This is a genomic window from Citrobacter sp. wls711, from assembly GCF_005281055.1.
In the GTDB taxonomy this organism is placed as follows: domain Bacteria; phylum Pseudomonadota; class Gammaproteobacteria; order Enterobacterales; family Enterobacteriaceae; genus Citrobacter; species Citrobacter gillenii.
The window spans coordinates 64,699-87,361 of sequence record NZ_SZXC01000022.1 but is presented as its reverse complement, the minus strand read 5'-3'; the positions used below and the strand labels follow the sequence as shown (position 1 = coordinate 87,361).

General features: G+C 53.7%; 18 protein-coding genes. 4 read left to right on the top strand and 14 right to left on the bottom strand.

The genetic code is table 11. The features are described 5' to 3' along the window. Nucleotides 1-9 precede the first annotated feature (9 nt). The 9 genes from pta to FDW98_RS07920 all read right to left on the bottom strand — a co-directional run bounded on the left by pta (nucleotide 10) and on the right by FDW98_RS07920 (nucleotide 8,399). Nucleotides 10-1,026: a phosphate acetyltransferase gene (pta, locus tag FDW98_RS07960; protein WP_096756226.1), complete on the bottom strand. Its 1,017-nt coding sequence runs from the start codon at nucleotides 1,024-1,026 to the stop codon at nucleotides 10-12. Beyond that, a complete protein-coding gene (eutT, locus tag FDW98_RS07955; protein ID WP_096756225.1) occupies nucleotides 1,023-1,826 on the bottom strand; it encodes an ethanolamine utilization cob(I)yrinic acid a,c-diamide adenosyltransferase EutT in 804 nt (267 codons plus the stop codon). The genes pta and eutT overlap by 4 nt, the downstream gene beginning before the upstream one ends. A 9-nt stretch (nucleotides 1,827-1,835) precedes the next feature. Continuing rightward, entirely contained in the window at nucleotides 1,836-2,549 is a 714-nt protein-coding gene (gene eutQ / locus FDW98_RS07950) for an ethanolamine utilization acetate kinase EutQ (RefSeq protein WP_096756224.1), read from the bottom strand. Continuing rightward, nucleotides 2,527-3,006 (bottom strand): ethanolamine utilization acetate kinase EutP, encoded by a 480-nt coding sequence (eutP, locus tag FDW98_RS07945; RefSeq protein WP_096756223.1) that lies wholly within the window; start codon nucleotides 3,004-3,006, stop codon nucleotides 2,527-2,529. Before eutP ends, eutQ begins: the two co-directional genes overlap by 23 nt. A gap of 12 nt (nucleotides 3,007-3,018) precedes the next feature. After that, entirely contained in the window at nucleotides 3,019-3,354 is a 336-nt protein-coding gene (gene eutS / locus FDW98_RS07940) for an ethanolamine utilization microcompartment protein EutS (RefSeq protein ID WP_096756222.1), read from the bottom strand. Nucleotides 3,355-3,573: 219 nt separating this feature from the next. After that, complete coding sequence (locus tag FDW98_RS07935; RefSeq protein ID WP_096756221.1) at nucleotides 3,574-5,028, bottom strand: MdtP family multidrug efflux transporter outer membrane subunit; 1,455 nt, start codon at nucleotides 5,026-5,028, stop codon at nucleotides 3,574-3,576. Beyond that, complete coding sequence (gene mdtO, locus FDW98_RS07930; protein WP_096756220.1) at nucleotides 5,025-7,073, bottom strand: multidrug efflux transporter permease subunit MdtO; 2,049 nt, start codon at nucleotides 7,071-7,073, stop codon at nucleotides 5,025-5,027. The genes FDW98_RS07935 and mdtO overlap by 4 nt, the downstream gene beginning before the upstream one ends. Beyond that, nucleotides 7,073-8,104, bottom strand: coding sequence for a multidrug transporter subunit MdtN (gene mdtN / locus FDW98_RS07925; protein WP_096756219.1), 1,032 nt, complete (start codon nucleotides 8,102-8,104; stop codon nucleotides 7,073-7,075). The genes mdtO and mdtN overlap by 1 nt, the downstream gene beginning before the upstream one ends. Nucleotides 8,105-8,123: 19 nt before the next feature. Further along, nucleotides 8,124-8,399 carry a YtcA family lipoprotein gene (locus tag FDW98_RS07920; RefSeq protein WP_096759360.1) on the bottom strand — a complete coding sequence of 92 codons (276 nt, stop codon included), beginning with the start codon at nucleotides 8,397-8,399 and terminating at the stop codon, nucleotides 8,124-8,126. Nucleotides 8,400-8,803: 404 nt separating this feature from the next. On the opposite strand from FDW98_RS07920, the gene FDW98_RS07915 reads away from it, so the two are divergent. Next, nucleotides 8,804-10,045 (top strand): anaerobic sulfatase maturase, encoded by a 1,242-nt coding sequence (locus FDW98_RS07915; protein ID WP_096756218.1) that lies wholly within the window; start codon nucleotides 8,804-8,806, stop codon nucleotides 10,043-10,045. Nucleotides 10,046-10,088: 43 nt separating this feature from the next. Here FDW98_RS07915 and FDW98_RS07910 read toward each other — a convergent pair whose 3' ends face one another. Beyond that, nucleotides 10,089-11,684 carry a sulfatase-like hydrolase/transferase gene (locus FDW98_RS07910; RefSeq protein WP_226794662.1) on the bottom strand — a complete coding sequence of 532 codons (1,596 nt, stop codon included), beginning with the start codon at nucleotides 11,682-11,684 and terminating at the stop codon, nucleotides 10,089-10,091. Between FDW98_RS07910 and FDW98_RS23615 the strand changes: the two genes are divergently transcribed. Continuing rightward, nucleotides 11,611-12,015 (top strand): hypothetical protein, encoded by a 405-nt coding sequence (locus FDW98_RS23615; RefSeq protein ID WP_226794686.1) that lies wholly within the window; start codon nucleotides 11,611-11,613, stop codon nucleotides 12,013-12,015. The two genes, FDW98_RS07910 and FDW98_RS23615, sit on opposite strands and share 74 nt — an antisense overlap. A gap of 351 nt (nucleotides 12,016-12,366) precedes the next feature. On the opposite strand, the gene maeB is transcribed toward FDW98_RS23615, so the two are convergent. Continuing rightward, nucleotides 12,367-14,646: an NADP-dependent oxaloacetate-decarboxylating malate dehydrogenase gene (maeB, locus tag FDW98_RS07905; RefSeq protein ID WP_096756215.1), complete on the bottom strand. Its 2,280-nt coding sequence runs from the start codon at nucleotides 14,644-14,646 to the stop codon at nucleotides 12,367-12,369. A gap of 279 nt (nucleotides 14,647-14,925) precedes the next feature. On the opposite strand from maeB, the gene tkt reads away from it, so the two are divergent. Then, nucleotides 14,926-16,920 carry a transketolase gene (gene tkt, locus FDW98_RS07900; RefSeq protein ID WP_096756214.1) on the top strand — a complete coding sequence of 665 codons (1,995 nt, stop codon included), beginning with the start codon at nucleotides 14,926-14,928 and terminating at the stop codon, nucleotides 16,918-16,920. Here the strand turns inward: tkt and FDW98_RS07895 are convergent. From FDW98_RS07895 to aegA, 3 genes are all read right to left on the bottom strand, one after another. Next, a complete protein-coding gene (locus FDW98_RS07895; protein WP_096756213.1) occupies nucleotides 16,910-17,953 on the bottom strand; it encodes a DUF1176 domain-containing protein in 1,044 nt (347 codons plus the stop codon). The two genes, tkt and FDW98_RS07895, sit on opposite strands and share 11 nt — an antisense overlap. Before the next feature lie 120 nt (nucleotides 17,954-18,073). After that, nucleotides 18,074-18,652 (bottom strand): GDP-mannose pyrophosphatase NudK, encoded by a 579-nt coding sequence (nudK, locus tag FDW98_RS07890; protein ID WP_096756212.1) that lies wholly within the window; start codon nucleotides 18,650-18,652, stop codon nucleotides 18,074-18,076. A 67-nt stretch (nucleotides 18,653-18,719) separates the two neighbouring features. Continuing rightward, a complete protein-coding gene (gene aegA / locus FDW98_RS07885; protein ID WP_096756211.1) occupies nucleotides 18,720-20,699 on the bottom strand; it encodes a formate-dependent uric acid utilization protein AegA in 1,980 nt (659 codons plus the stop codon). A 264-nt stretch (nucleotides 20,700-20,963) separates the two neighbouring features. Here aegA and narQ point away from each other — a divergent pair, with 264 nt between their 5' ends. Beyond that, nucleotides 20,964-22,661 carry a nitrate/nitrite two-component system sensor histidine kinase NarQ gene (gene narQ, locus FDW98_RS07880; protein ID WP_096756210.1) on the top strand — a complete coding sequence of 566 codons (1,698 nt, stop codon included), beginning with the start codon at nucleotides 20,964-20,966 and terminating at the stop codon, nucleotides 22,659-22,661. Nucleotides 22,662-22,663: the final 2 nt, after the last annotated feature.

Here is a 22,663-nt window from a genome sequence, read left to right as displayed (position 1 = left end):
GAACGGGACCTAAACAACCAGTGTTTGCGAGGCGCTTTCACGACTCATTTCAGTCTGGCGCGGCACAGCTGCCACCAACGCCAGTTCGATAATTTCCTGCACGCTACAGCCGCGAGAGAGGTCGTGAAGCGGTGCGGCAAGTCCCTGAATTAAGGGGCCGACTGCACGATACCCTCCCAGGCGCTGGGCGATTTTATAACCAATATTGCCTGCCTCCAGCGACGGGAAAACCATCACATTGGCATTGCCCTGTAGCGGACTGGCGGGCGCTTTTTGCGCGGCGACATCCGGTACAAAAGCGGCATCAAACTGCAGTTCACCGTCGACGGTAAGCTGCGGCGCGCGTTCACGAACGATGTCCGTTGCCTGCTGCACGTTAGCGACGTTGGGATGACGGGCACTGCCATTACTTGAAAACGACAGCATGGCCACTCGCGGCTCTTCACCGGTAATCGCCTGCCAGGTTTCCGCGCTGGCGATGGCAATATCCGCCAGCTGTGCGGCGGTCGGCTGCGGCACCACGCTACAGTCGGCAAATCCTAATGACGGTCCGAGATACTGCGGCAGCATCAGGAAAATCGACGACAGCGTTTTGCAACCCGGCTGTAAGCCAATGATGCGCAACCCTGCGCGCAGCACGTTTGCCGTTGACGACAGGTTGCCGGCAATACAGACATCGGCTTTACCGGCACTGACCATCGCGGCGGCAAACATCAGCGGATCGTTGAGTTTTTCCCGCGCATCCGGCGGCGTTTTTTCGCCCGCACGGGCCAGCCAGCGCAGGGCAAATTCTTCACGCATTTGCACATTGCTTTGCGGATCGACAACCTGAATACCGTCCATTGCCACGCGGTGACTGAGGGCAAACTGGCGCAATGCAAATGGGCTGGCGACGAGAATAGGGCGAGCCAGACCGTGCTGATGCAGGTAGTTCGCCGCTTTCAGCACTCGGACATCCAGCGCATCCGGGAACACCACCCGAGCAGGTGAACGTTTGGCGAGTTGGCGAGCGCGTTCAATGATCATGACTTCTCCCCTAATCGCTGTTGGATTTGGCTGACGCTCAGTGGATGCTTCGCCACGCTCAAAATCATCATTACGTAAACCGTACTCGAAAGACGGTTTAGCGCCTGCAGGATGTCTGGCCGCAACACATCAAAACCACGGGTGATAAACACCTGCGCCGCCACCGTTTCCGTTTCACGGACTTTAGTGCGCAACAAATTAAGCAGTGCAGCATCACGACCGTGGCTGGCTTCCGGCACCAGATGGTCGTGGTCCAGGTAGCGCAGCGGTTGATGCGAGAGCCGGTGTAAATCTCCGTCGCTTAAGCCAACAATGGCCTGTGCATTCAGAGGTTCGTCCATGGCGTCGGCGCGCATAATGTTGCCTAAGCGCGAGCGGATATCCGCCAGCCACGGCTGCCACGGTTCGGCCAGCTCAATCTGTAACCACACGGCCAGCGCAATGGTGCTGTCCAGCGCCGCGCGAAATCCCAGGCGCGGGTCACTTTTGGCGACCATTTTGTCCGCTGTCAGATGCGTCAGCGTGTCAGGTTTCTTCGCCACCGGTTGATGACACAGCTCGCAGCTTGCCTGCGGGTGTGCATCGCTGCTGGTTAAACCATGCACCGGCTGCGGTTGCTGCTGCTCGTCGTCGATAAACAGGCTTCCCTGCTCATCGATAAACTTAATGCGCAGTCGACGACTGTCCAGCAACTCCCGGGCAGACGGCGTCAGGCGAGCATCAGCGGGGAGATGAATTTCAGCCCCTTCGCTAAGCGTATGATTCGCCCTGAGCCATGCTTCGGTAATGAAATCCTTCATACATCCGCCTTAGCAGGACTGCCAGTTCGCAGGCCAGGCCACATACAGGAACTTCACCGTCGTCGGCGTACCAAACTCAATGCTGGAACCTTTCGGGATAAACATCACATCCCCGGCCTTCGCAATCATGGTTTCGCCTTCATGACGAACGTGCAGCTCGCCTTCCAGAATCATGTCAATTTCGTCGTAGTTCAGCGTCCATGGGAAAAATGCGTTATCCCACTGCATAAACCCGGCGGCCATGCTGCTCCCGTCCTGGTCAGTGACTAAGTCGGTTAAGCCGACGCAGTGCGGCTGGGCACCATCAAAACGGCCAAACTTGACGCTGCTGCCGTCAATGACTTTGACGCCACCTTTGCCGGTCACCGAGGCAAAGCTGGGCTGCATTCCGCCCTGCTCCAGCGACTGTTTCTCCTTCATCACTTTGTCCATCAACTGCGCGACCAGGCTTTCGGTAAACTGTCCTTCCGGTAACTGCGCAATGATGGTTTCGCGAATACGCTGGCTTTCCGTTTTGCCGTCATCCACCGCAGTTGGTGCTGCCGTAGACGTTGATACGGCTGCCGGCGCGGATTCATCGCATTCAGTGATAGTGACGCCCAGCAGCGCCGCAACTTCGCGTGCTTCCGGGGTGATGATACTGGCGCGCAGAACAACCGATACGTCCTGTTCACCGCGTGCGTGGGCCGCACGAATATCGTTAGCTGTGATGAGTTTTTTCACCTGCCCTTTCCTCCTTTTGGCTGAGCTCAGTCAGATAATCCACCAGGTGCTGCACACTGCTTGGGTCATGGCTATTGAGCTCAAAAATCGGCTCCTGAAACCCTATCCCGCGAAGTAATTGTCGCGTTGCGGCGACATTGGCATCCGGCACATCCGTTTTGCTGATAACGGCGATTTGTCGTTTACTGGCGCCGATATCCAACAGCCCGGCAGGTAAGCGACTTTCCAAATCATTTGCCGCGTGTATATAAATCAACGTATCAACATCCTGCAGCGTGGTAATTAAGGCGTGATACCAGCGCGGATGGCTAAAATATTCTCCCGGTGTGTCGATATCGCCGTTTTCATTAAACTCGACAGCCTGTGTTTTTCTGGCGAGGGAATAATTCCCCTGGAGCGCATTAAAGAGCGTGGTTTTTCCCGCCCCCACCGTACCGACAAACGCAATACGTTTCATCGCCGCCTCTGATTAACTTTTTGTCAGGTTGCACAAAGTGAAATTTAATAACCGACCCAGACCACTTACCGTCTGGAGCAACGCCTCTTCCACTGCACCTACAGAGCCGTAGATCACCAGCGCACCGCTGAATCTATCGAGAAAGCCGATATGTACATCCGCCGCTTTCATGGCTAAGTCACCGGCAATCATCGCCGTTTCACCCGGCGTTAAGGTCATAATGCCGATCGCGCCAGACTCGGGAACGCCGATCTTTTTCGCCAACTCTTCACCGGGGTGCGCTATCAGATGCGCCAGCGTGACCTGTTTCCCCGGCACAAATTCCTGGATGATGCGTTCTTTTTCCATTGCTCACCGCCTCTGCTAAAACTGACCCCATCGTGGCAATTTTTCGTCAGAGTAAATAACAAAATTCGGCAACCAGGTTTAAAAGGTGAGGGAGATCACTAAGAAAATAAAAATAAGGGTTAAAAATCAGGATGAGGTGATTTATTAATGCGGGGGAGAGTGTGCGTATAAAAAATGCCGAGTGAAGGGCTTCACGCGGCATCATCACGACTTTTCAAACTATTCTTTTGTTACCGCTGGAGCCTGGTAACCGCCCCCCAGCGATTTCATTAGCTGAATATTTTGAATAACCCGCTGGGTGTCCAGGATGAGTAGCGATATCTCTTCCGCCAGAACGGGAAGCCGGGCTTCGGTTGCCTGTAAGCGGCTTCCCAGACCACGTTGAAAGGCGGCTTCAGCGGCAGCCTGGGTATAGCGCATCGCCTCAACCCGGTCTAGTTGCATTCCTCGTTCTTCATTCAGCGTCTGCAAACGCGTACCGTTGATCGCAACATCGCGCACGGCGTCGAGTACCTGTTGATTATAGCGTTCAATCATCATGTTACTGGCGGCCCGGGTGTGCTGCAGGTTGGCATTGAGACGCCCGCCATCGAACAACGGCAGGCGCAAGCCAGGAATGAAGTTAATCTGCTTGCTGGTACTTTTAAACAGCTGGTCGAGATGAATTGCATCCAGGCCAAAAAACGCTTTGATATCGAAACTCGGATAGAACAGCGCGCGAGCGGCATCCACCTGGCTTAGCGATGCCTGCACGTACCAGCGCATCGCCTGTAAATCAGGACGTCTGGCGAGCAATTCATACGATAGCGTTGCTGGAAGACCGGTTTGTATCTGCGGCAAAGCAATCGGCTTGATATCAGGAAAATCGCTGGTACCGATCAGCGCCCGCAGCGACTCCCGCGTTTCTTTGATTTGCCCTTTTACCGCCGCAATCTGTTTGTCCACTGCCAGCATCTGCGCTCTGGCACCGTGGTACGGCACCTTCGCTTCCAGCCCGTGGGCAACTTTGCTCTGGTGCGCTTTCACGGCGAAATCAATAACGTCACGGGTTTGTTGCAGCAGATCAAGCATCTGATAGCTAGCCTGCATACTGTAATAAAGCTGCGCTACGCCAGCGCTGAGAGACAGCTCAACTGCCGCCGTCTCAGCAAGTGCAGCATTTTGCGCGCCGATGGCCGCCGCAACCGCTGAACGATGCGCGCCCCACAGATCAAGATCCAGACCGGCAAACAACCCCACCGTCGCTTCAGTGTAGTAAGGGCCGTCCATACCAAGCTTTGGCGCATCCATCGCATAAGGGCTAAGGAAGCCGTTGGCCGAAACCCGTTGCCGATTGACCATCCCTAATGCGGCAACCTGGAGCCGTGATCCGGCCTCTAACAGATCGGCCTGCGATTGTGCCTGCTCTTCGCGCAGTTTCGCCTCAGCCAGCGTATGCGAGCCGGAAAGCGTTCGCTGAATCAGAGTGTCCAGTTGCGGATCGTTGAACTGACGCCACCATTGCGCCTGCGGCCATCCCTGGCTGGCGAGATGAATGTCATCAGCCAGTTTGATTTGATCGGGCTGAATGGACTGATGCTGGGCAGAATCTTTACGTATCAGCGCACAACCGGTGAGCGCTGTGGTGCTGGCAAGAATGCCACAAAGTAGTAATCGTGGAAGGTTACTGGTCATAGTTGAGAGACTCCTTGCACCGGCTCTCTGGCTGGCGATTGATCCGTGTGGGTCCAGTCGGGTAAACGGATCATCTGCTGCATGACGCATTGCTCCTGTTTGTCTGACCCGGATAATTTTTCCAAAGAGGAGGATGAGAGCGCGATATCAGGAGGTGAACTCGTGCCGCCCGTCAGGCCCTGCGCGTATTTTTCTAACGCATCGGCAAAACGGGCCGCTCTCGCCTGCTGTGCTTCGTCGTCCAGCATTCCGGTATGCTCCCAGGTTGTTTCCCAGGCATAAAGAATTTCTCGCCCCTGGTGAATAACCTGCTGGCCGTAATTAACCAGCCTGATGCGCTCATCGGCATCCAGATGACGCTCTAATGCCACCCGCTCGCAAATTTCCTCGCAGCCGCTGATGGTTGCCAGAAAACCGATGCGCAGTTGCAAATAGTTGCGCTGAGCCACCGCATCCTGCGGGCGCGGAATACGCATCAGCTTACTGAGTATCCCCAGCGCGCCCGCCAGCTTTTTCGGCAGCACGCCCGCTTCGCTTTCTGGCCAGATGAAGGTGTAGACAACGGCTGAAACCGCAGTACCAATCAGGATCCCGATGGCACGATCGCGCACTTCAACCAGGTCGTAGATCGGCCCGAATGTGTTCTCAAGCGTTGCCAGTGCGAAAGTGACGACCATCTGCGTACCGATGTAGGACGAGCGTTCCGAGCCGGTGGCGATCCACGCGCCAAGCAGGAATATCGGTGTCAGAACACACAATAATTCAACGATACCGTCTAGCCAGGGCATAATAAAAATCGTCACCAGCAGTGCTAAAATTGCGCCATATAGCGCACCGCCAAAGCGCAACGCCATTTTCTGATACGACGAAGCAATACTGGCATTCGCCACAATGATGCAGGTCAGCATACAGGTGTGGATGCCTTCCCAATCGACGCCGGAATAAAAGACATAGCAAATCAGGCATGCCAGCAGCGTTTTCAGGGCATAGCGGATATAGACCGGATTGGTAAACGCATCAGCAGCCATTGACGGCGGCTTCGCTGCCGGGGTTGGCGGCGCGTCGGGATCCATATGCCCTTGCTGTAACAACATCTGACAGAGCGTTTGCAGACCACACGCCTGCGCGACGGCACTCTCGTCAGTGCTGAGATGCCATTCGCTACGCCAGGGGTCACCCTGAGTAATCGCATTTTGCAGCCCGGCAATTTCACCGCGCAGCTTACTGATTAACTCGCCGGTTGGCGGGTCGCTGGGTATGGCCGAAATATCAAAGCGGTTAAGCGTGGCATATATCCAGGTCACCGTTGTGACACAGGTCTGCCACCAGGCGCTTCTTGCGCGCCAGTCAGCATCATCAGCCATGCAAAAGACGTTAAGCTTTTGCAGAGCCAGCGCTTCTTTCTCAATGTTTTTTTCTGCCAGAGGCACAACGGGCGACGTCAAATGGCTAACTGCGTCATCCAGCCTCTCGCAAAGCGCCGTGCGCATCTGCAGAACCGCCCGGCTGGGAAACCACAAAACGCCGGTCAGCACCATCAACAGGGTGGGATAGAGGCCAACCACAATACACCACAGCGTTAAACGCAGTACGATATCCGGATAATCGAGCATCCCCGGAAAGGTTTGGCCATATACCGCCACAATGGCAACGGCGAAAAAGACCAAACCCAGGCGATGGGTGCGCATCATAAACATGCTTCCCAACACAATCAGGCTGGCAATACCCATGCGTAGTAACGGATAGCTGTAGGTCCATTTGTAGATCAGCAGCAGGCTACAAATCTCAAGTACGGTGGCGACCACAAACAGAATCGCCACAAATTTGGTATAAAAGGCGTTGGACTGAATACCGTAAAACAGCACCGCCAGCGATATTGCCAGGAATGGGATTTCAAAGGTCATTGAAACCAGCACCACCACCAGGCAATTCACCCATAGCAGCATCGTCTGATGGGTCCGCCCCGGACGCCGCTCGCTTAGCTCTTCATGAAAGAATGCCAGCAGCCGAACACATGACATCGGTAAATAATTGAGGGCGCGCATTATTGCGGCTCGAGCGTTGCGACAGCCGAAGCGCCAATACGAAACATCTCTGCATCCGGTTTATCCACCCTAATTTTCACCGGAAAACGCTGTGCCACGCGGACCCAGTTAATTGAGCGGGATACGTGCGGTAATCCTCCCAGCACAATGCCACCATCATCGGGCAGCACCCCGTAGCCAATCGAATCCACTTTTCCCTGGAAGGTTCTGCCAGAATCGCTCATCAAATGAAGAGTCGCGGGAACGCCCGGGCGAATATTTTTTAAGTCCGTCTCGCGAAAATTAGCGATGACATACCACTGGCGTGTGTCGATCAGGGTAAATACGGGCTTCATTGCTGAAGCAAACTGGCCGACGGACGTTTTCAGAGAAACAATCCGTCCATCAAAAGGTGCACGAACAATCGTCATATCCAGATAGAGCTTAGTCAGGGCGATATCAGCCTGTACAACCTCACGCTGGGCCACCAGCGCATCAACGCCGCTCACGGCGCTGGCCGCCTGCTGTGCCTGGAGTAAAATAGCATTGAGATCGGCCGCGGCGGCCCGCTGCGCCGTTCTGGCGCGGTCAACATCCTCCGCCGAGACAAAGCCTTCCGATAACAAAGGCTCGGTGCGATGCAATGTATCACCCGCCTGTTTTGCCGCGGCGCGCGCTTTTGCAACTGCCGCCTGAACGGAATCAGCACCGTATTTTTGTGCATCTACGCTGCGCTGGGTCAGCATAATCTGCTTATCAAGCGCGGCAAGCGCGGCTTCCGCCTTCGCCAGATTGGCTTGATACTGGCGCGGATCGATGCGGAAAAGCAGATCCCCCTGCTTGACCGGCTGGTTATCTTTTACCGCCAGCTCGACAATGCGCCCACTGACTTCGGGTACAACGTCAATGGTATCCGCAGCGGCATAGGCATCATTTGTTGATGGCGAACTGTCCACTCGCCAGATCACAAACACCAACACGACCAACGTCAGTAGTACCAGAACCAAAGCCGGTATTTTTTTACCCGGCGATTTTTTCAGTGAACTTTCCATGAGGGCATCTCAACATGAATTAAAAAAACACCAGCCAGAACAGCATGGAGTAGAGGATAAAAAGGCTGGTATACACAATAGTGGGAAATCCTGGCCGTATATTTCTGTAAGTAATAAATCGCCGGGTGAGCAATGTCAGAAGTACGCCCATAATAATGCAAAATAGCCAACCAGGATAATATGCGCCGATAACGGGAATAGCGGGCGACAGGGTACATCCGGTTAATAACATCGCTGGCGTAAGCCAGAAAATCTTTTCAACTTGCGTCACAATACGGGATTTAGATTTTTGCATAATGAAATACATCCTGTTTATTGCGAACAATATCCTGAGTGAATATAAAATATCTTAAGAAGGTAAAAGTATCGCTACCCATTACTAATAGTAAACTCTTTTATCAACTCACCGCATTCATAGCTTATATTTAATATCTATTATCCCGTCAAATACATTCAGAAAATGGATAATTAAATGCTTTAAGAAGCTCACAACCAACCTCTCTCCTCATGATATTACCGCGCTATAGTGTCATAATAGCCAACATCAGCATGTATTATTCTGAATTTACGTCTCGACCTCAATAAATTCTCAGGTGATATGGTTGAATGTCATTACTACCAATAGACGCATTGCCCTGCCGCCCCTCTGAGTAAGGCGTAGCAGAGCATCGGAAAATAGTTTTTAAGGGTCAGAGTAATATGTCTCAAAATATATCAACCCGTGCTTTTCATGCTATGGCGAAACCCAGCGGGTCGGACTGCAACCTGAACTGCGCTTACTGCTTCTATCTCGAAAAACACGCGTTATATGACGATGTTCCACAACCTCGTATGAATGATGCAATGCTGGAGCATTATGTCCGCGATTATATTGCCTCATGCAATCCAAAGTCAGAGGTGGCATTCACCTGGCAAGGTGGCGAGCCGACGCTACTGGGACTGGATTTTTACCGTCGCGCTGTCGCCCTTCAGGTCCAATATGGTAACGGGCGGCAGATCAGCAATAGTTTTCAAACCAACGGCGTGCTGTTAGATGATGCGTGGTGCGAGTTTTTTGTACGCCATAATTTCCTGATTGGCTTATCGCTGGACGGGCCTGAGGACATTCATAACGAATACCGCCTGACTAAGGGTGGCCGTCCGACGCACAAGCTCGTGATGCGTGCTTTAGCGCGGCTTCAGCAGCATGGCGTGCAGTATAACGTGCTGGCCTGCGTGAATCACCATAGCGCCCGGCAGCCGGAGAAAGTGTACGAATTTCTCGTCGCCAGCGGTATCGAGTTTATTCAGTTTATCCCCGTCGTCGAGCGTCTGGCCGACGCATCAGCACAGCAGTCCGGCCTGACGCTACGCTCGCCCGGCGAAGCCTCCGGGACGCTAACATCATGGTCGGTACAACCTGAAGACTATGGTACATTTCTTTGTCACGTTTTTGACCGCTGGGTTAAGCGTGACGTAGGTAAAGTTTACGTCATGAACATTGAGTGGGCATTCGCCAGCTTCGTCGGCATGCCCGGCGCGGTCTGCCATCACCAGCCTACCTGCGGTCGTTCCGTGGTTGTCGAGCATAATGGCGACGTTTATGCCTGCGACCATTACGTCTACCCGCAATATCATTTAGGCAACATCTGTGAGCAAACCTTTGCAGCAATGCTGGACTCAGCAAAACAGGTTGATTTCGGTAAAGATAAATACACCACTCTGCCCAATCAGTGCCGTCAGTGTTCGGTACTAAAAGCCTGCTGGGGCGGATGTCCAAAGCATCGTTTTGCGTTAACGCAAGAGGGCAAACCGGGATTGAATTATTTGTGTGCCGGATTTCGCCGCTATTTCCAGCACTTACCGCCATATCTGAAGGCAATGGCCGATCTGATGGCGATGGGCCGCCCGGCCAGCGATATTATGCATGCCCATTTACACAATCGCAGAAAAGAGAAATAAGATAACCGGCTGCATAAGAAGCCGGTTATCTACTGAATAAAACTTAGAGTTTAATCTGCACTTTAGGCGGGTATTTTTTCAGAATTTCCATGTAGTTATGGACTTCAGTCTGTAAAGGTACCCCCATCGGAATATGGCGTACACCAACACTTTCATCTTCCTGCGGATTGGTATAGAGGTTAAATATCATCGTACCCGCCGTTTTCATAATTGCGCCGGTAAACCCGCCTTGATAGCCGGTTTGCGTGAAAGCAAAAGGCTGCTGGATAAGCAGATGATATTTAAATTCATCAATACGAACCGCCGAAAGCTCGCCATTGAGGAAGTAGTGTTCTGCTTTACGGTTTGACTGTCCGTCTTTACCGATAAAGAAAGATGCCTGGTCAACGCCATCAATAAAGGTTTTTTCAGGCACCAGTTTCGCCAGCTCCGCGCCCGGATGGCCTGCCAGTGAAAGACTGGTCGGGAACAAATCCGCCAAATCCACAATCCCGTCGGATCTACGCGGTTGGATCATTCCCTTCCAGTAAACAAACGTCGGCACGCGCACCCCGCCCTCCCACGTTGAGCCTTTCGCGCCACGGAACGGCGTGCGGCCATGTGGCGGCACTTCCGCTTCCGGGCCGTTATCGGAGGTGAAGACGATCAGCGTATTATCCAGTTGCCCGCTGGTCTCCAGCGCTTTGTACAGGTTGGCAAAGACGTCATTCATCTCCACCATACAATCGCTGTAGGAAGTGCGTGCTGGCGAGCGCCCGGCATAATGGGCATTCGGATAGTTATCAAAATGGCAACCACGCGTTCCGTAATACAGGAAGAACGGCTTATCTTTCTTCGCCATGCTGTTAATAAACTCAACGCCGTACTTCATCCAACGCTGGTCCAGATCTTCCATATACTTCGGCGTGATTTCGGCTACAGCTTCCTGCTTGCCTCCGCGTACCGCATGGACATCATTTTTATCGAACGGCAGATTCTGAATATACTGGCTACGGGCAGGACTTAGCGCCACCTCCGGATTCACATTCGGATCGCGCCATTCGGTGTACATGTCGGAGACGGAGTTAAAACCGCGGAAATCGTCAAAACCGACGTTTTGCGGCTGCGAACCGGTATTCTCGCCCATGTGCCATTTACCGATGGCTTGCGTGATATAGCCTTGATCGTGCAACAGTTGCGGTAGCGTGGTCAGTCCTTCAAGACCGCCAGGCATACCGTACATTGGCGGCATTAAAATTCCATGGTGAACGGAGTATTGCCCGGTCATGATCGTCGCACGAGTTGGGGAAGAACTCGGTTGCGAATAGGCCGACGTCAGGACTAATCCCTGATTTGCGACGGCATCGATATCCGGCGTCGGGTTACCCACGGCCTCCCCTCCCCCGTTAAAACCGACATCCATCCAGCCGACGTCATCAAGAATGAACACCACAATATTAGGCTTTTTGCCCGTTTTCTTTTCTAACTCGGCCAGCTTCTGCCGCGTATCTTTATCCTGTGCAGGATGAGACATGACCGGCATCAAGTTGTCAGCAATTTTTGTCGCTGGCGTAACAAGATATTGATTGGGATGGTCGTATCCTGCATGTCCATCCTGGGAAGTCGCAACGGCGGGGGTATCTGCCGCGCTGACGGTCAATGGGATCGCTGCGGCAATAGCTATTGCAAGCAGCCTTGGAGAAAATGCTAAGTCCATAAGAATAAGCTCCCTAATTTTTTGTTCCCCAAAGGGGATTGAGACAACAGCCATGCCAAATAATGACTTTAGCCATATTTATCGTCATGACTTACTGGTTATTATTGAATTCAATGTAACTGTACCAATTACATTTAACATTACTGGTAGAACGCTGGAAATCATCATGATTTCAGTTACGTCATTTCAATACCATCTCGATATCACCTTTGTAAATGCTATTACGTTAGCAATTCTCTCTGGCCATCAATACAAGTATCAATACCGTGAATAAAATCATTTCATCTGTTACAGCACAGTTCTATTAAATATTAATAAACAGCCCATAATTAATTGTATTCAAGTGAATTTCATCACCAATCACAACCCACGCACTTCATACAAAATACAAAGCAATATAATCAATGAATATATTATTAATATTTTCTTACAAAAAAATTAGGTAAAATAGCATTTCATAAAAAATGAAAAACAAATCAAAGAAATGAATATCCTGTTATCTAATGTACAAAAAGACGGGATAATTAATATCGTACATTGATAATATCAAGATTTGAATAATGGTAAAATCAGAGAAAACGAGAAGTGAAGTAAAGGTGCGGGAGAGTTCCCGCACCAGTATATATTACAGCGGTTGTGTTTGCGCTTCTACAACAGCCAGCGCCACCATATTCACGATACGACGAACAGAGGCGATCGGCGTTAATACATGAACCGGTTTCGCCACACCCATCAGCACCGGGCCGACCGTTACACCTTCAGAGCTGGACACGCGTAGTAAGTTGTAACTAATACGCGCCGCTTCCATATTCGGCATCACCAGAATATTGGCGGAGCCTTTCAGCGGACTGTCCGGCATCCGATCGTTACGAATGCTTTCTACCAGCGCGGCATCACCGTGCATCTCACCGTCGATCATCAGTTCTGGCGCACGCGCCTTGATAAGCTCCAGCGCTGCGCGCATTTTGCTGGCCGACGGACAGTTGGAAGAGCCAAAGTTGGAGTGCGACAGCAATGCCACCTTCGGTTCGATACCAAAACGCCGTACGGTTTCGGCCGCCATCACGGCGATTTCCGCCAGCTGATCCGGCGTCGGGTCATCGTTAACGTAGGTATCGGCGATAAAGGTGTTGCCGCTTGGCAGCAACAGCGCGTTCATCGCCCCCGCCGTATGCACACCGTCGCGGTGACCAAATACCGCTTTCACCACGCTGAAATGCTCGTGATAGTCGCCAATCGTGCCGCAGATCATCGCATCCGCTTCACCGCGTTGCACCATGATCGCACCAATCACCGTGGTGTTGGCAATCACCGCACGCTGCGCCTGCTCCTGGGTGATCCCCCGGCGCTTCATAATCTGATAATACTCACTCCAGTACTCTTTGAAGCGCGGATCGGATTCGTTGTTGACGATCTCAAAATCAACACCGGCTTTGATCTGCAGCCCCAGTTTCTGGATGCGCATTTCGATCACGCTCGGACGGCCAATCAGGATCGGCTTCGCCAGACCTAAGGTGATCAATTCCTGGGTCGCATGCAGCACGCGCGCCTCTTCCCCTTCCGTCAGCACCACGCGCTTCGGCGCTTTGCGTGCCAGCGAGAAAATCGGCTTCATGAACAGGTTGGTTTTGTAGACAAACTCACTCAGCTTATCGATGTACGCATCAAAGTCGGCAATCGGGCGCGTTGCCACGCCGGAGTCCATGGCCGCTTTCGCCACCGCCGGTGCAATTTTGACAATCAGACGCGGGTCAAACGGCTTAGGAATGATGTATTCCGGGCCAAAGCTCAGGTCCTGATCGCCATAGGCGGAGGCCACCACTTCGCTCTGCTCAGCATGCGCCAGTTCCGCAATAGCGTGTACCGCCGCCAGCTTCATCTCTTCGTTGATTGCAGTGGCACCCACGTCCAGCGCACCGCGGAAGATGAACGGGAAGCACAGGACGTTGTTGACCTGGTTCGGGTAGTCGGAGCGACCGGTACAAATAATGGCATCGGAACGCACTTCTTTCGCCAGCGGCGGCAGAATTTCCGGTTCCGGGTTGGCCAGCGCCAGAATCATCGGCGCACGCGCCATTTTCTTGACCATCTCCTGGCTCAGCACTTTCGGGCCGGAACAGCCAAGGAAGATGTCAGCCCCGTCAATCACGTCATCCAGTGTACGCTTGCCGTCATCTTCCACCGCATAGGCCGCTTTGGTTTCGGCCATGTTCGGTTCGCGATCTTTGTAAATCACGCCTTTGGAGTCGCAGACCACGATATTGTGCTTCTGCATGCCCAGCGCCACCAGCAGGTTCATACAGGCAATCGCCGCCGCGCCCGCACCGGACACCACCATACGTACATCAGAGATATTCTTCTCCACCACCCGCAGACCGTTAAGGATCGCGGCGGTGCTGATGATAGCCGTGCCGTGCTGGTCGTCGTGGAATACCGGAATATTCATGCGCTCACGCAGTTTTTGCTCAATGTAGAAGCATTCCGGTGCTTTGATATCTTCGAGGTTGATGCCGCCAAACGTCGGCTCAAGGGCCGCCACCACGTTAATAAATTTATCCGGATCGAGTTCGTCGACTTCAATATCGAACACGTCAATCCCGGCAAATTTCTTAAACAGAACGCCTTTCCCTTCCATCACCGGTTTGCCGGCCAGCGCACCAATGTTGCCCAGCCCCAGTACCGCAGTACCGTTGGAAATCACCGCCACCAGGTTGCCGCGCGCGGTGTATTTGTAGGCCGCCAGCGGGTCTTTTTCGATTTCCAGACACGGGGCTGCAACACCGGGTGAATAGGCCAGCGCCAGGTCACGTTGGGTGGCAAGGGGTTTGGTTGGCGAAACCTGAATTTTGCCGGGTACTGGAAACTCGTGGAAATCGAGGGCGCTTTGTCTTAACTGGTCATCCATCTTGTTGTTCCTTTCACGTATCGATCAATAAAGTGGCGCAGGTAACCCTTTTGCAGAGCCGCACATTATCACCTCAGTCAGCGGCGCAAACTTTGAAGGTCGCCAAACTCTCACTACTCAAAGAAAGAATTTGTTATCAATTTATAACAGCCATGTTACCTGCTTAAGCCAGCAATACCATGCCTGTCTGCTATGCTTTTTGCTGACAACACCTGCAAATTCTCCAAAAGTGTGAATTAACACACGCTCTAACACTTTACTTTTCAAGGAGTATTTCCTATGACCCGTAAAGAGCTTGCCAATGCCATTCGTGCGCTGAGTATGGATGCGGTCCAGAAAGCCAACTCAGGCCATCCCGGCGCACCGATGGGCATGGCCGATATTGCCGAAGTGCTGTGGAACGATTTTCTCCGCCATAACCCGAGCGATCCTCACTGGTACGATCGTGACCGGTTTATTTTGTCCAACGGTCACGCCTCAATGCTGCTTTACAGCCTGCTGCATCTTTCCGGTTACGACCTGCCGTTGGACGAGTTAAAGAACTTCCGCCAGCTGCATTCAAAAACGCCCGGGCACCCGGAACTGGGCTACACGCCGGGCGTGGAAACCACCACCGGGCCGTTGGGTCAGGGCCTGGCAAACGCCGTCGGGCTGGCGGTGGCCGAACGAACGCTGGCCGCGCAGTTTAATCAACCGGGCCATGAGATTGTCAGCCATTTCACCTATGTTTTTATGGGCGACGGCTGCCTGATGGAAGGGATTTCCCACGAAGTCTGTTCGCTGGCGGGGACGCTGGGACTGGGCAAGCTGATCGGCTTTTACGACCACAACGGCATCTCTATTGATGGCGAAACCAAAGGCTGGTTTACCGACGATACCGCGAAGCGCTTTGAAGCGTATCACTGGCATGTGGTACACGAGATAGACGGGCACGATCCTGAAGCGGTGAAGAAAGCCATTCTGGAAGCCCAAAGCGTGACCGATAAGCCATCACTCATTATCTGTCGGACGGTAATTGGCTTTGGCTCGCCGAATAAGGCCGGGAAAGAAGAGGCGCACGGCGCGGCATTGGGTGAAGAAGAAGTGGCGCTGACCCGCCAGAAGCTGGGCTGGCATCATCCCGCCTTTCACATCCCCAAAGAGATTTATCGGGCCTGGGACGCGCGAGAAAACGGCGAAAAAGCCCAGCAGGACTGGAATACGACCTTCTCCGCGTACCAGCAAGCATATCCTGAACTGGCAGCAGAGTTTACCCGCCGGATGCGTGGTGGGCTGCCAAAAGAGTGGGAAAAGAGTACCGAGAAATACATTCGCGAATTGCAGGCTAATCCGGCAAAAATTGCCACCCGTAAGGCATCGCAAAACACCCTCAACGTCTATGGCCCGATGCTGCCCGAGCTGCTTGGTGGTTCTGCCGATCTCGCCCCCAGCAACCTGACCATCTGGAAAGGCTCAACCTCGCTGAAAGACGACCCGGCCGGGAATTACATTCACTACGGCGTGCGTGAATTTGGCATGACCGCCATTGCCAACGGCATCGCCCATCATGGCGGTTTTGTCCCGTATACTGCCACCTTCCTGATGTTTGTCGAATACGCCCGTAACGCCGCACGCATGGCAGCATTAATGAAAGCCCGACAGATCATGGTCTATACCCACGACTCGATTGGTCTGGGGGAAGACGGTCCGACTCACCAGGCGGTAGAGCAGCTCGCCAGCCTGCGCCTGACGCCCAACTTCAGCACCTGGCGTCCGTGCGATCAGGTCGAAGCGGCGGTAGGCTGGAAACTGGCCGTTGAGCGCCATAACGGTCCCACGGCGCTGATCCTTTCCAGGCAGAACCTGGCACAGGTTGAACGCACGCCTGAGCAGGTCAAAGAGATTGCCCGCGGCGGCTACGTGCTGAAAGACGGCGGCGGGAAGCCGGATATTATCCTGATTGCTACCGGGTCAGAGATGGAGATCACGCTGCTGGCGGCGGAGAAATTGACGGGTGAAGGGCGTAACGTTCGCGTGGTCTCCCTGCCCTCAACGGATATCTTCGACGCCCAGGACGAGGCATACCGTGAATCGGTCCTGCCAGCAAACGTCAGCGCACGCGTGGCGGTCGAAGCGGGCATTGCCGATTACTGGTACAAATACGTCGGTCTGAAAGGCGCGATTGTCGGCATGACCGGTTATGGGGAATCCGCCCCGGCGGACAAATTATTCCCGTTTTTCGGCTTTACAGTGGAGAACATCGTCGAAAAAGCACATAAGGTGCTTAACGGGTGATCCACAATGTGGGCCAGGCGTCGGGGCCATGCCAGTTATCACAGCTTGGCTCCTGCGCATAACGCACCAGACGAAAACGCTGGCCGTCAAAACGCCAGCGCGTCTGGATACCGCAGTCCGACAAACCTCGGCCCTTGGCGAGCGTAATCAGCTCGCGCGATTTTTCATCGAACGCAGCATTGGTCAACTCCATATCATTGCTTTCTGCATCCGTTTTAAACGGCAGACTCAACCGCACGGAGCGGGAGGTCAGCGGTTTGCTGCGGGACACAATCCATGCCAAATCGATGGTGTTATATGCCCCGGCCTCACAGCCGATCATCAGCAGCGCTTTGTCGTCCGTTAACGCAGACACCCGCACCTCGCGACGCATCGGGTCGAGCGAACAACGCAACCCGTTTATCCGCCAGTTCCCGTAATCCAGCAGGTCGTTGCGTTCTTGTTCAGACAGCGGCGTTGGCGTGGGATTCACGATGGCCACACCTTTCAGGGCGGGTGCCGGCGGCACGCTGAGCGGCGGCTCGTCACCTTTTTGTATCCAGGCGGTTTCACTGCCTACACGTTTTTGCTGTGCGTCAATAAACAACAGCGCGGCTTTCAGTCCTGCCAGCGACAGGGTTTGCCCCCCTTTTTGCAGGGTAATAGCCTGCGCATTTTGCACGGTCTGTAAAAAGGCGCTAATGGTGACAGGATCGTCAGTCATCAGATGCCAGGGCGTAATATTCCAGTGTTCACCGGTCAACGGCAGCGGTGCGCCGTCGAGCAGCAAACGCGGCGCAATCTCTGCCTCTTTGGCATCGGGGGAGTCCAGTCCCCCCAGTTCGATGCGCAACACCGCGTCGGTATGCGCCCCCGCGCTGCGGCTTAGGGTCATCACCAGGCCGTGATGTTCACCGGTATTGCGCGCCACGCAAAAATTCTGGTTATTGCAGGTCACCTGCCAGTCGGAAAATACCTGCTGCGCAGGAGCCGCCCACAAAAAGCGGACCGGCAGCAAACCGAGCAGAAAGATGAAAATAACGCGATAGCGCATGGACGGTACAACCCCGAAGTCAAAACCAACAACCTGAGCCGTATCTTCCTTGCGCGATTGATGAGGCTCAATCAGAATCGTCGGATTGGCCGTTATTTTGTAAAGAAATATAAATCCCGATCATGAGTCCATGAGATGTGACGACTGCAAATAGTTCAGCAATAGCACCGTTTTACCATCTCGGATCTCGCCGGTTTTGATCATCTCCAGCGCCTGCGTGAAGGGGAGCTCCAGAACCTCAATATCTTCATCTTCAACGCCGCCACCGGCATTCGCCCGCTGGCTGTCACTGTATTGCGCGATAAAAAAGTGGATTAATTCGGTCACGCCGCCCGGCGACATGTACAACTCAAACAGTTTACGCACCTCACCCACTTCATAGCCGGTCTCTTCTATCGCTTCTTTGCGAATGCAGGCTTCCGGCTCGTCGTTGTCCAGCAGTCCGGCGCAGGTTTCTATCAGCTGTCCGCTTTCGTTACCGTTGACCCAGGTCGCGACGCGAAACTGGCGGATCAGCACCACGGTCTTTTTCTCCGGGTTATACAGCAGGATGGTGGCCCCGTTACCGCGATCGTAAACCTCGCGTTTGTGGCGGATGACCTCGCCGTTGCTACGGGTCAGTTCATAGGTGATATTGCGCAGGATGAAGTAGTTATCGGAAAGGACTTTGTCTTTGATGAGGGTGATTTTTTGCGACATACCGGCTCCACGGCGAGAAGTGAGCAATAATACTACGCCGTGAAACCGGGTTTGTCTTGACCCCAGCTTAGTGAGATTTAACTGATTTTATACCCAGCCAGTCGACGATCCCCTGCGCGGCATGACGCCCTTCTGCCATGGCCGTCACCACCAGATCGGCTCCGCGCACCGCGTCCCCCCCGGCAAAAATCTTCGGGTTCGTGGTTTGATAGCGGTAAGCGCTCTCAACGTCCGCAGCGATCCGCCCCCAGCTATCAACCTTCACGCCGTGCGCCTCCAGCCATGGCATGCCGTGCGGATGAAAACCAAACGCCATGATCACCGCATCGGCAGGCATCACAAATTCACTCCCGGCGATGGGAACCGGACGCTGCCGCCCCTGCGCATCAGGTTCACCGAGTTGGGTGCGTAAGAAACGCACGCCGCTGACGCGCCCTTCAGCATTCAGCACCAGCTCAACCGGCTGGACGTTAAATTCAAAGTTAGCCCCCTCTTCGCGGGCATTTTTGACCTCTTTTTTCGAGCCGGGCATGTTGGCTTCATCCCGACGGTAAGCGCAGGTGACCTGGCTTGCCCCGTGGCGCAGCGCGGTACGCACGCAGTCCATGGCCGTATCGCCGCCGCCGAGGATCACGACGTTCAGTCCGGCGGTGTCAATAAACGGCTCCTCTGGCAGTTCATCCAGTCCCATCACCTGCTTGGTATTGGCAATCAGGAACGGTAGCGCGTCATACACACCGGGGGCGTCTTCATTCGGCAGATCCGCTTTCATCGAACGATAGGTCCCGACGCCCACGAACACCGCATCGTAGTCTTCCAGCAACGCGGCCAGCGTCACGTCCTTGCCGACTTCGCAGTTCAGCTCGAAATGAATACCCATGGCACTGAAGATTTCACGACGGCGCGCCAGCAATGATTTATCCAGTTTGAAGGCCGGAATACCAAACGTCAGTAAGCCGCCAATTTCAGGATGGCGATCGAAGACGGTGGCGCTAACGCCGTTGCGGGCTAACACATCCGCACAAGCCAGCCCCGCCGGACCCGCACCGATAATGGCGACGCGTTTATCGACTTTCTGTACATGACTTAGGTCCGGTCTCCACCCTTTGCTCAACGCGCGGTCGGAGATGTAACGTTCAATATTGCCAATGGTGACCGCACCATGTTCATCACGTACCGTACAAGCCCCTTCGCAGAGCCGGTCCTGCGGACAGACGCGCCCGGTAATTTCCGGCAGACAGTTGGTCTGATGCGAAAGCTCAACCGCTGCGTCAATGTTTCCGGCTTTCACCAGTTCGATCCACTGTGGAATATGGTTGTGCAGCGGGCACGTCCACTCGCAAATACTGTGCTCGCCACACTTCAGGCAGCGGGAGGCTTCCCGTTCAGCCTGCGCCGTGCGGAACGGCAAATAAATTTCATCAAAGCTGGTTTTACGGGCTTCAATCGGCAGTTTATCGGGCTCACCGCGCGCGGGCGTGGCCCGCATTTGTTCAACTTTACTGGTGACATGCTGCGTCACTCCGCTGGCAATCGCATGCCAGGGTTGACACTCCTGACTGGCTGCGCGCAGCCTGCGTGCTTTTGAGAGACTGGCAAGTGAGCTTTCAGTCACCTGCTGTAGCGCCTGCGCCGGACAGTTCTCAACGCAGGCCGGTCCTTCTTCCCGCCCCTGACACAAATCGCATTTATACGCGGTCGCTTTCACCTTTCCTTTCGCCACGGGTGTCAGTACGATCTGCATCGTGCCAAAAGGACAGGCAACAACACAGGATTTACAGCCAATACACTGTTTCGCGTTCACCTGCACGCTGTCATTGTCATGGCGGATTGCGCCATTCGGGCAGCTTCTGGCACAGGGCGCGTCCTCACAGTGGCGGCAGGTCACCGCGCTGCGCTGGTGCTGATGTTTGATGACGGTAATGCGCGGCTGAAAATGCCGTTGGCTCAGGACATGCTGCTCATCGTTATGCGCCATGACACAGGCGACCTCACAGGCGTGGCATCCCAGGCACTGTTGGCTGTTGACCATAATAAAACGATTCATGGCTTCCTTCTTTTTTGGTTGCAAAAACCTTATTCTTTATATGACTGTTGTTATTAACCGACCCTGAAGTGAGCGGCAATGTCCATTTGCCCAGAAAGTACAACTATTTATCCAGAACCTGTGGCAGATCAATTTATTTCATCGCATATGAAATTGTGTTTCAGTTACCATCCTGTTTCATGGCGATTTTATTAACATTTAACAAATACACTGAGTCGTTCGGGCTGCAACCAGGCGCGAGGCGCATTGTGTGAGGATGTGCGAGTGACGGTAAAGCGTCCTGTCTCGGCCAGTTTAGCCAAGGCTTTTTTCTACATCGTGCTGCTGTCAATTCTCTCTACGGGCATTGCGCTGCTTACGCTCACCAGCAGTTTGCGCGACGCGGAGGCAATTAATATTGCCGGTTCCCTGCGTATGCAAAGTTATCGGCTGGGGTATGATCTGCAAAGCCAAAGCCCACAACTCAACGCCCATCGCCAGCTTTTCCAGCAGGCGTTAAACGCGCCGGCATTACAAAATCTGAACGCCTGGTATGTTCCAGAGGCAGTAAAAAGCCGCTATGGACGTCTGCATGCGAACTGGCTGGAAATGAACACCCGACTGATAAGCGGCGATTTGCCCTGGTATCAGGCCAATATCAACAACTATGTCAATCAAATCGACCTCTTCGTGCTGGCGCTGCAGCATTATGCTGAGCGCAAAGTGATGCTGGTGTTTGGCATATCGCTGGCGGGCGGGATCGGCATATTCACCCTGGTGTTCTTTACTTTGCGGCGTATTCGCCAGCAGGTAGTACGTCCACTCAATAACCTGGTGATGGCCAGCCAGCAGATTGAACACGGTCAGTTTGATATCCCCCAACTGGATACCGGCTTGCCCAACGAACTGGGGCTGCTGGCGAAGACGTTTAGCCAGATGTCGAGTGAACTGCATAAACTGTACCGCTCGCTGGAAGCCTCCGTGGCGGAGAAAACACACGACCTTCACGAAGCCAATCGCCGCCTGGAGGTGCTGTATCAGTGTTCCCAGGCGCTGAATACCAGCCAAATTGACGTGCACTGCTTCCGCCATATTTTACAAATTGTCCGCGAGCACGACGCTGCATATTTCCTGGAACTCACCGTCGGGGATAACTGGCGGATTAGCGAAGGGACTAAAAGCCCCGAACTGCCGATGCAGATCCTGCCGGTCACCATGCAGGAGACCGTCTATGGCGAACTACACTGGCAAAGCCCTAACGTGAGTGCTTCTACGCCGCTGCTTAATAGCGTGTCGACCATGTTGGGACGCGGGTTGTACTTCAACCAGGCGCAAAAACATTTTCAGCAGCTGTTGTTAATGGAAGAGCGAGCGACCATCGCGCGTGAACTCCACGACTCGCTGGCGCAGGTGCTGTCTTATTTGCGCATTCAGTTAACGCTACTGAAGCGTTCGATTCCGGAAGATAATGCCCCGGCACAGGGCATCATGGCCGATTTCTCCCAGGCGTTGAATGATGCGTATCGCCAGTTGCGCGAACTGCTCACCACCTTCCGCCTGACCTTACAGCAGGCCGATCTGCCTTCTGCCCTGCATGAAATGCTGGAAACGCTGCAAAACCAAACGTCGGCTAAACTGACGCTCGATTGCCGGTTACCGACGCTGGCACTGGATGCGCAAATGCAGGTGCACCTGTTGCAGATCGTTCGTGAAGCAGTGTTGAACGCCATTAAACACGCCAGTGCGAGCGAAATTGCCGTCAGCTGCGTAACCGCGCCGGATGGGAATCATACCGTGTATATCCGCGATAACGGCGTCGGTATCGGTGACCCGCAAGAACCCGCGGGACACTATGGTTTGAATATTATGCGTGAGCGAGCAGAAAGACTCAGCGGTACACTGACCTTCTCGCAACCCTCCGGAGGCGGAACGCTGGTCAGCATTAGTTTTCGATCGGCAGAGACAGAAAGTCAGCTAACGTAAAG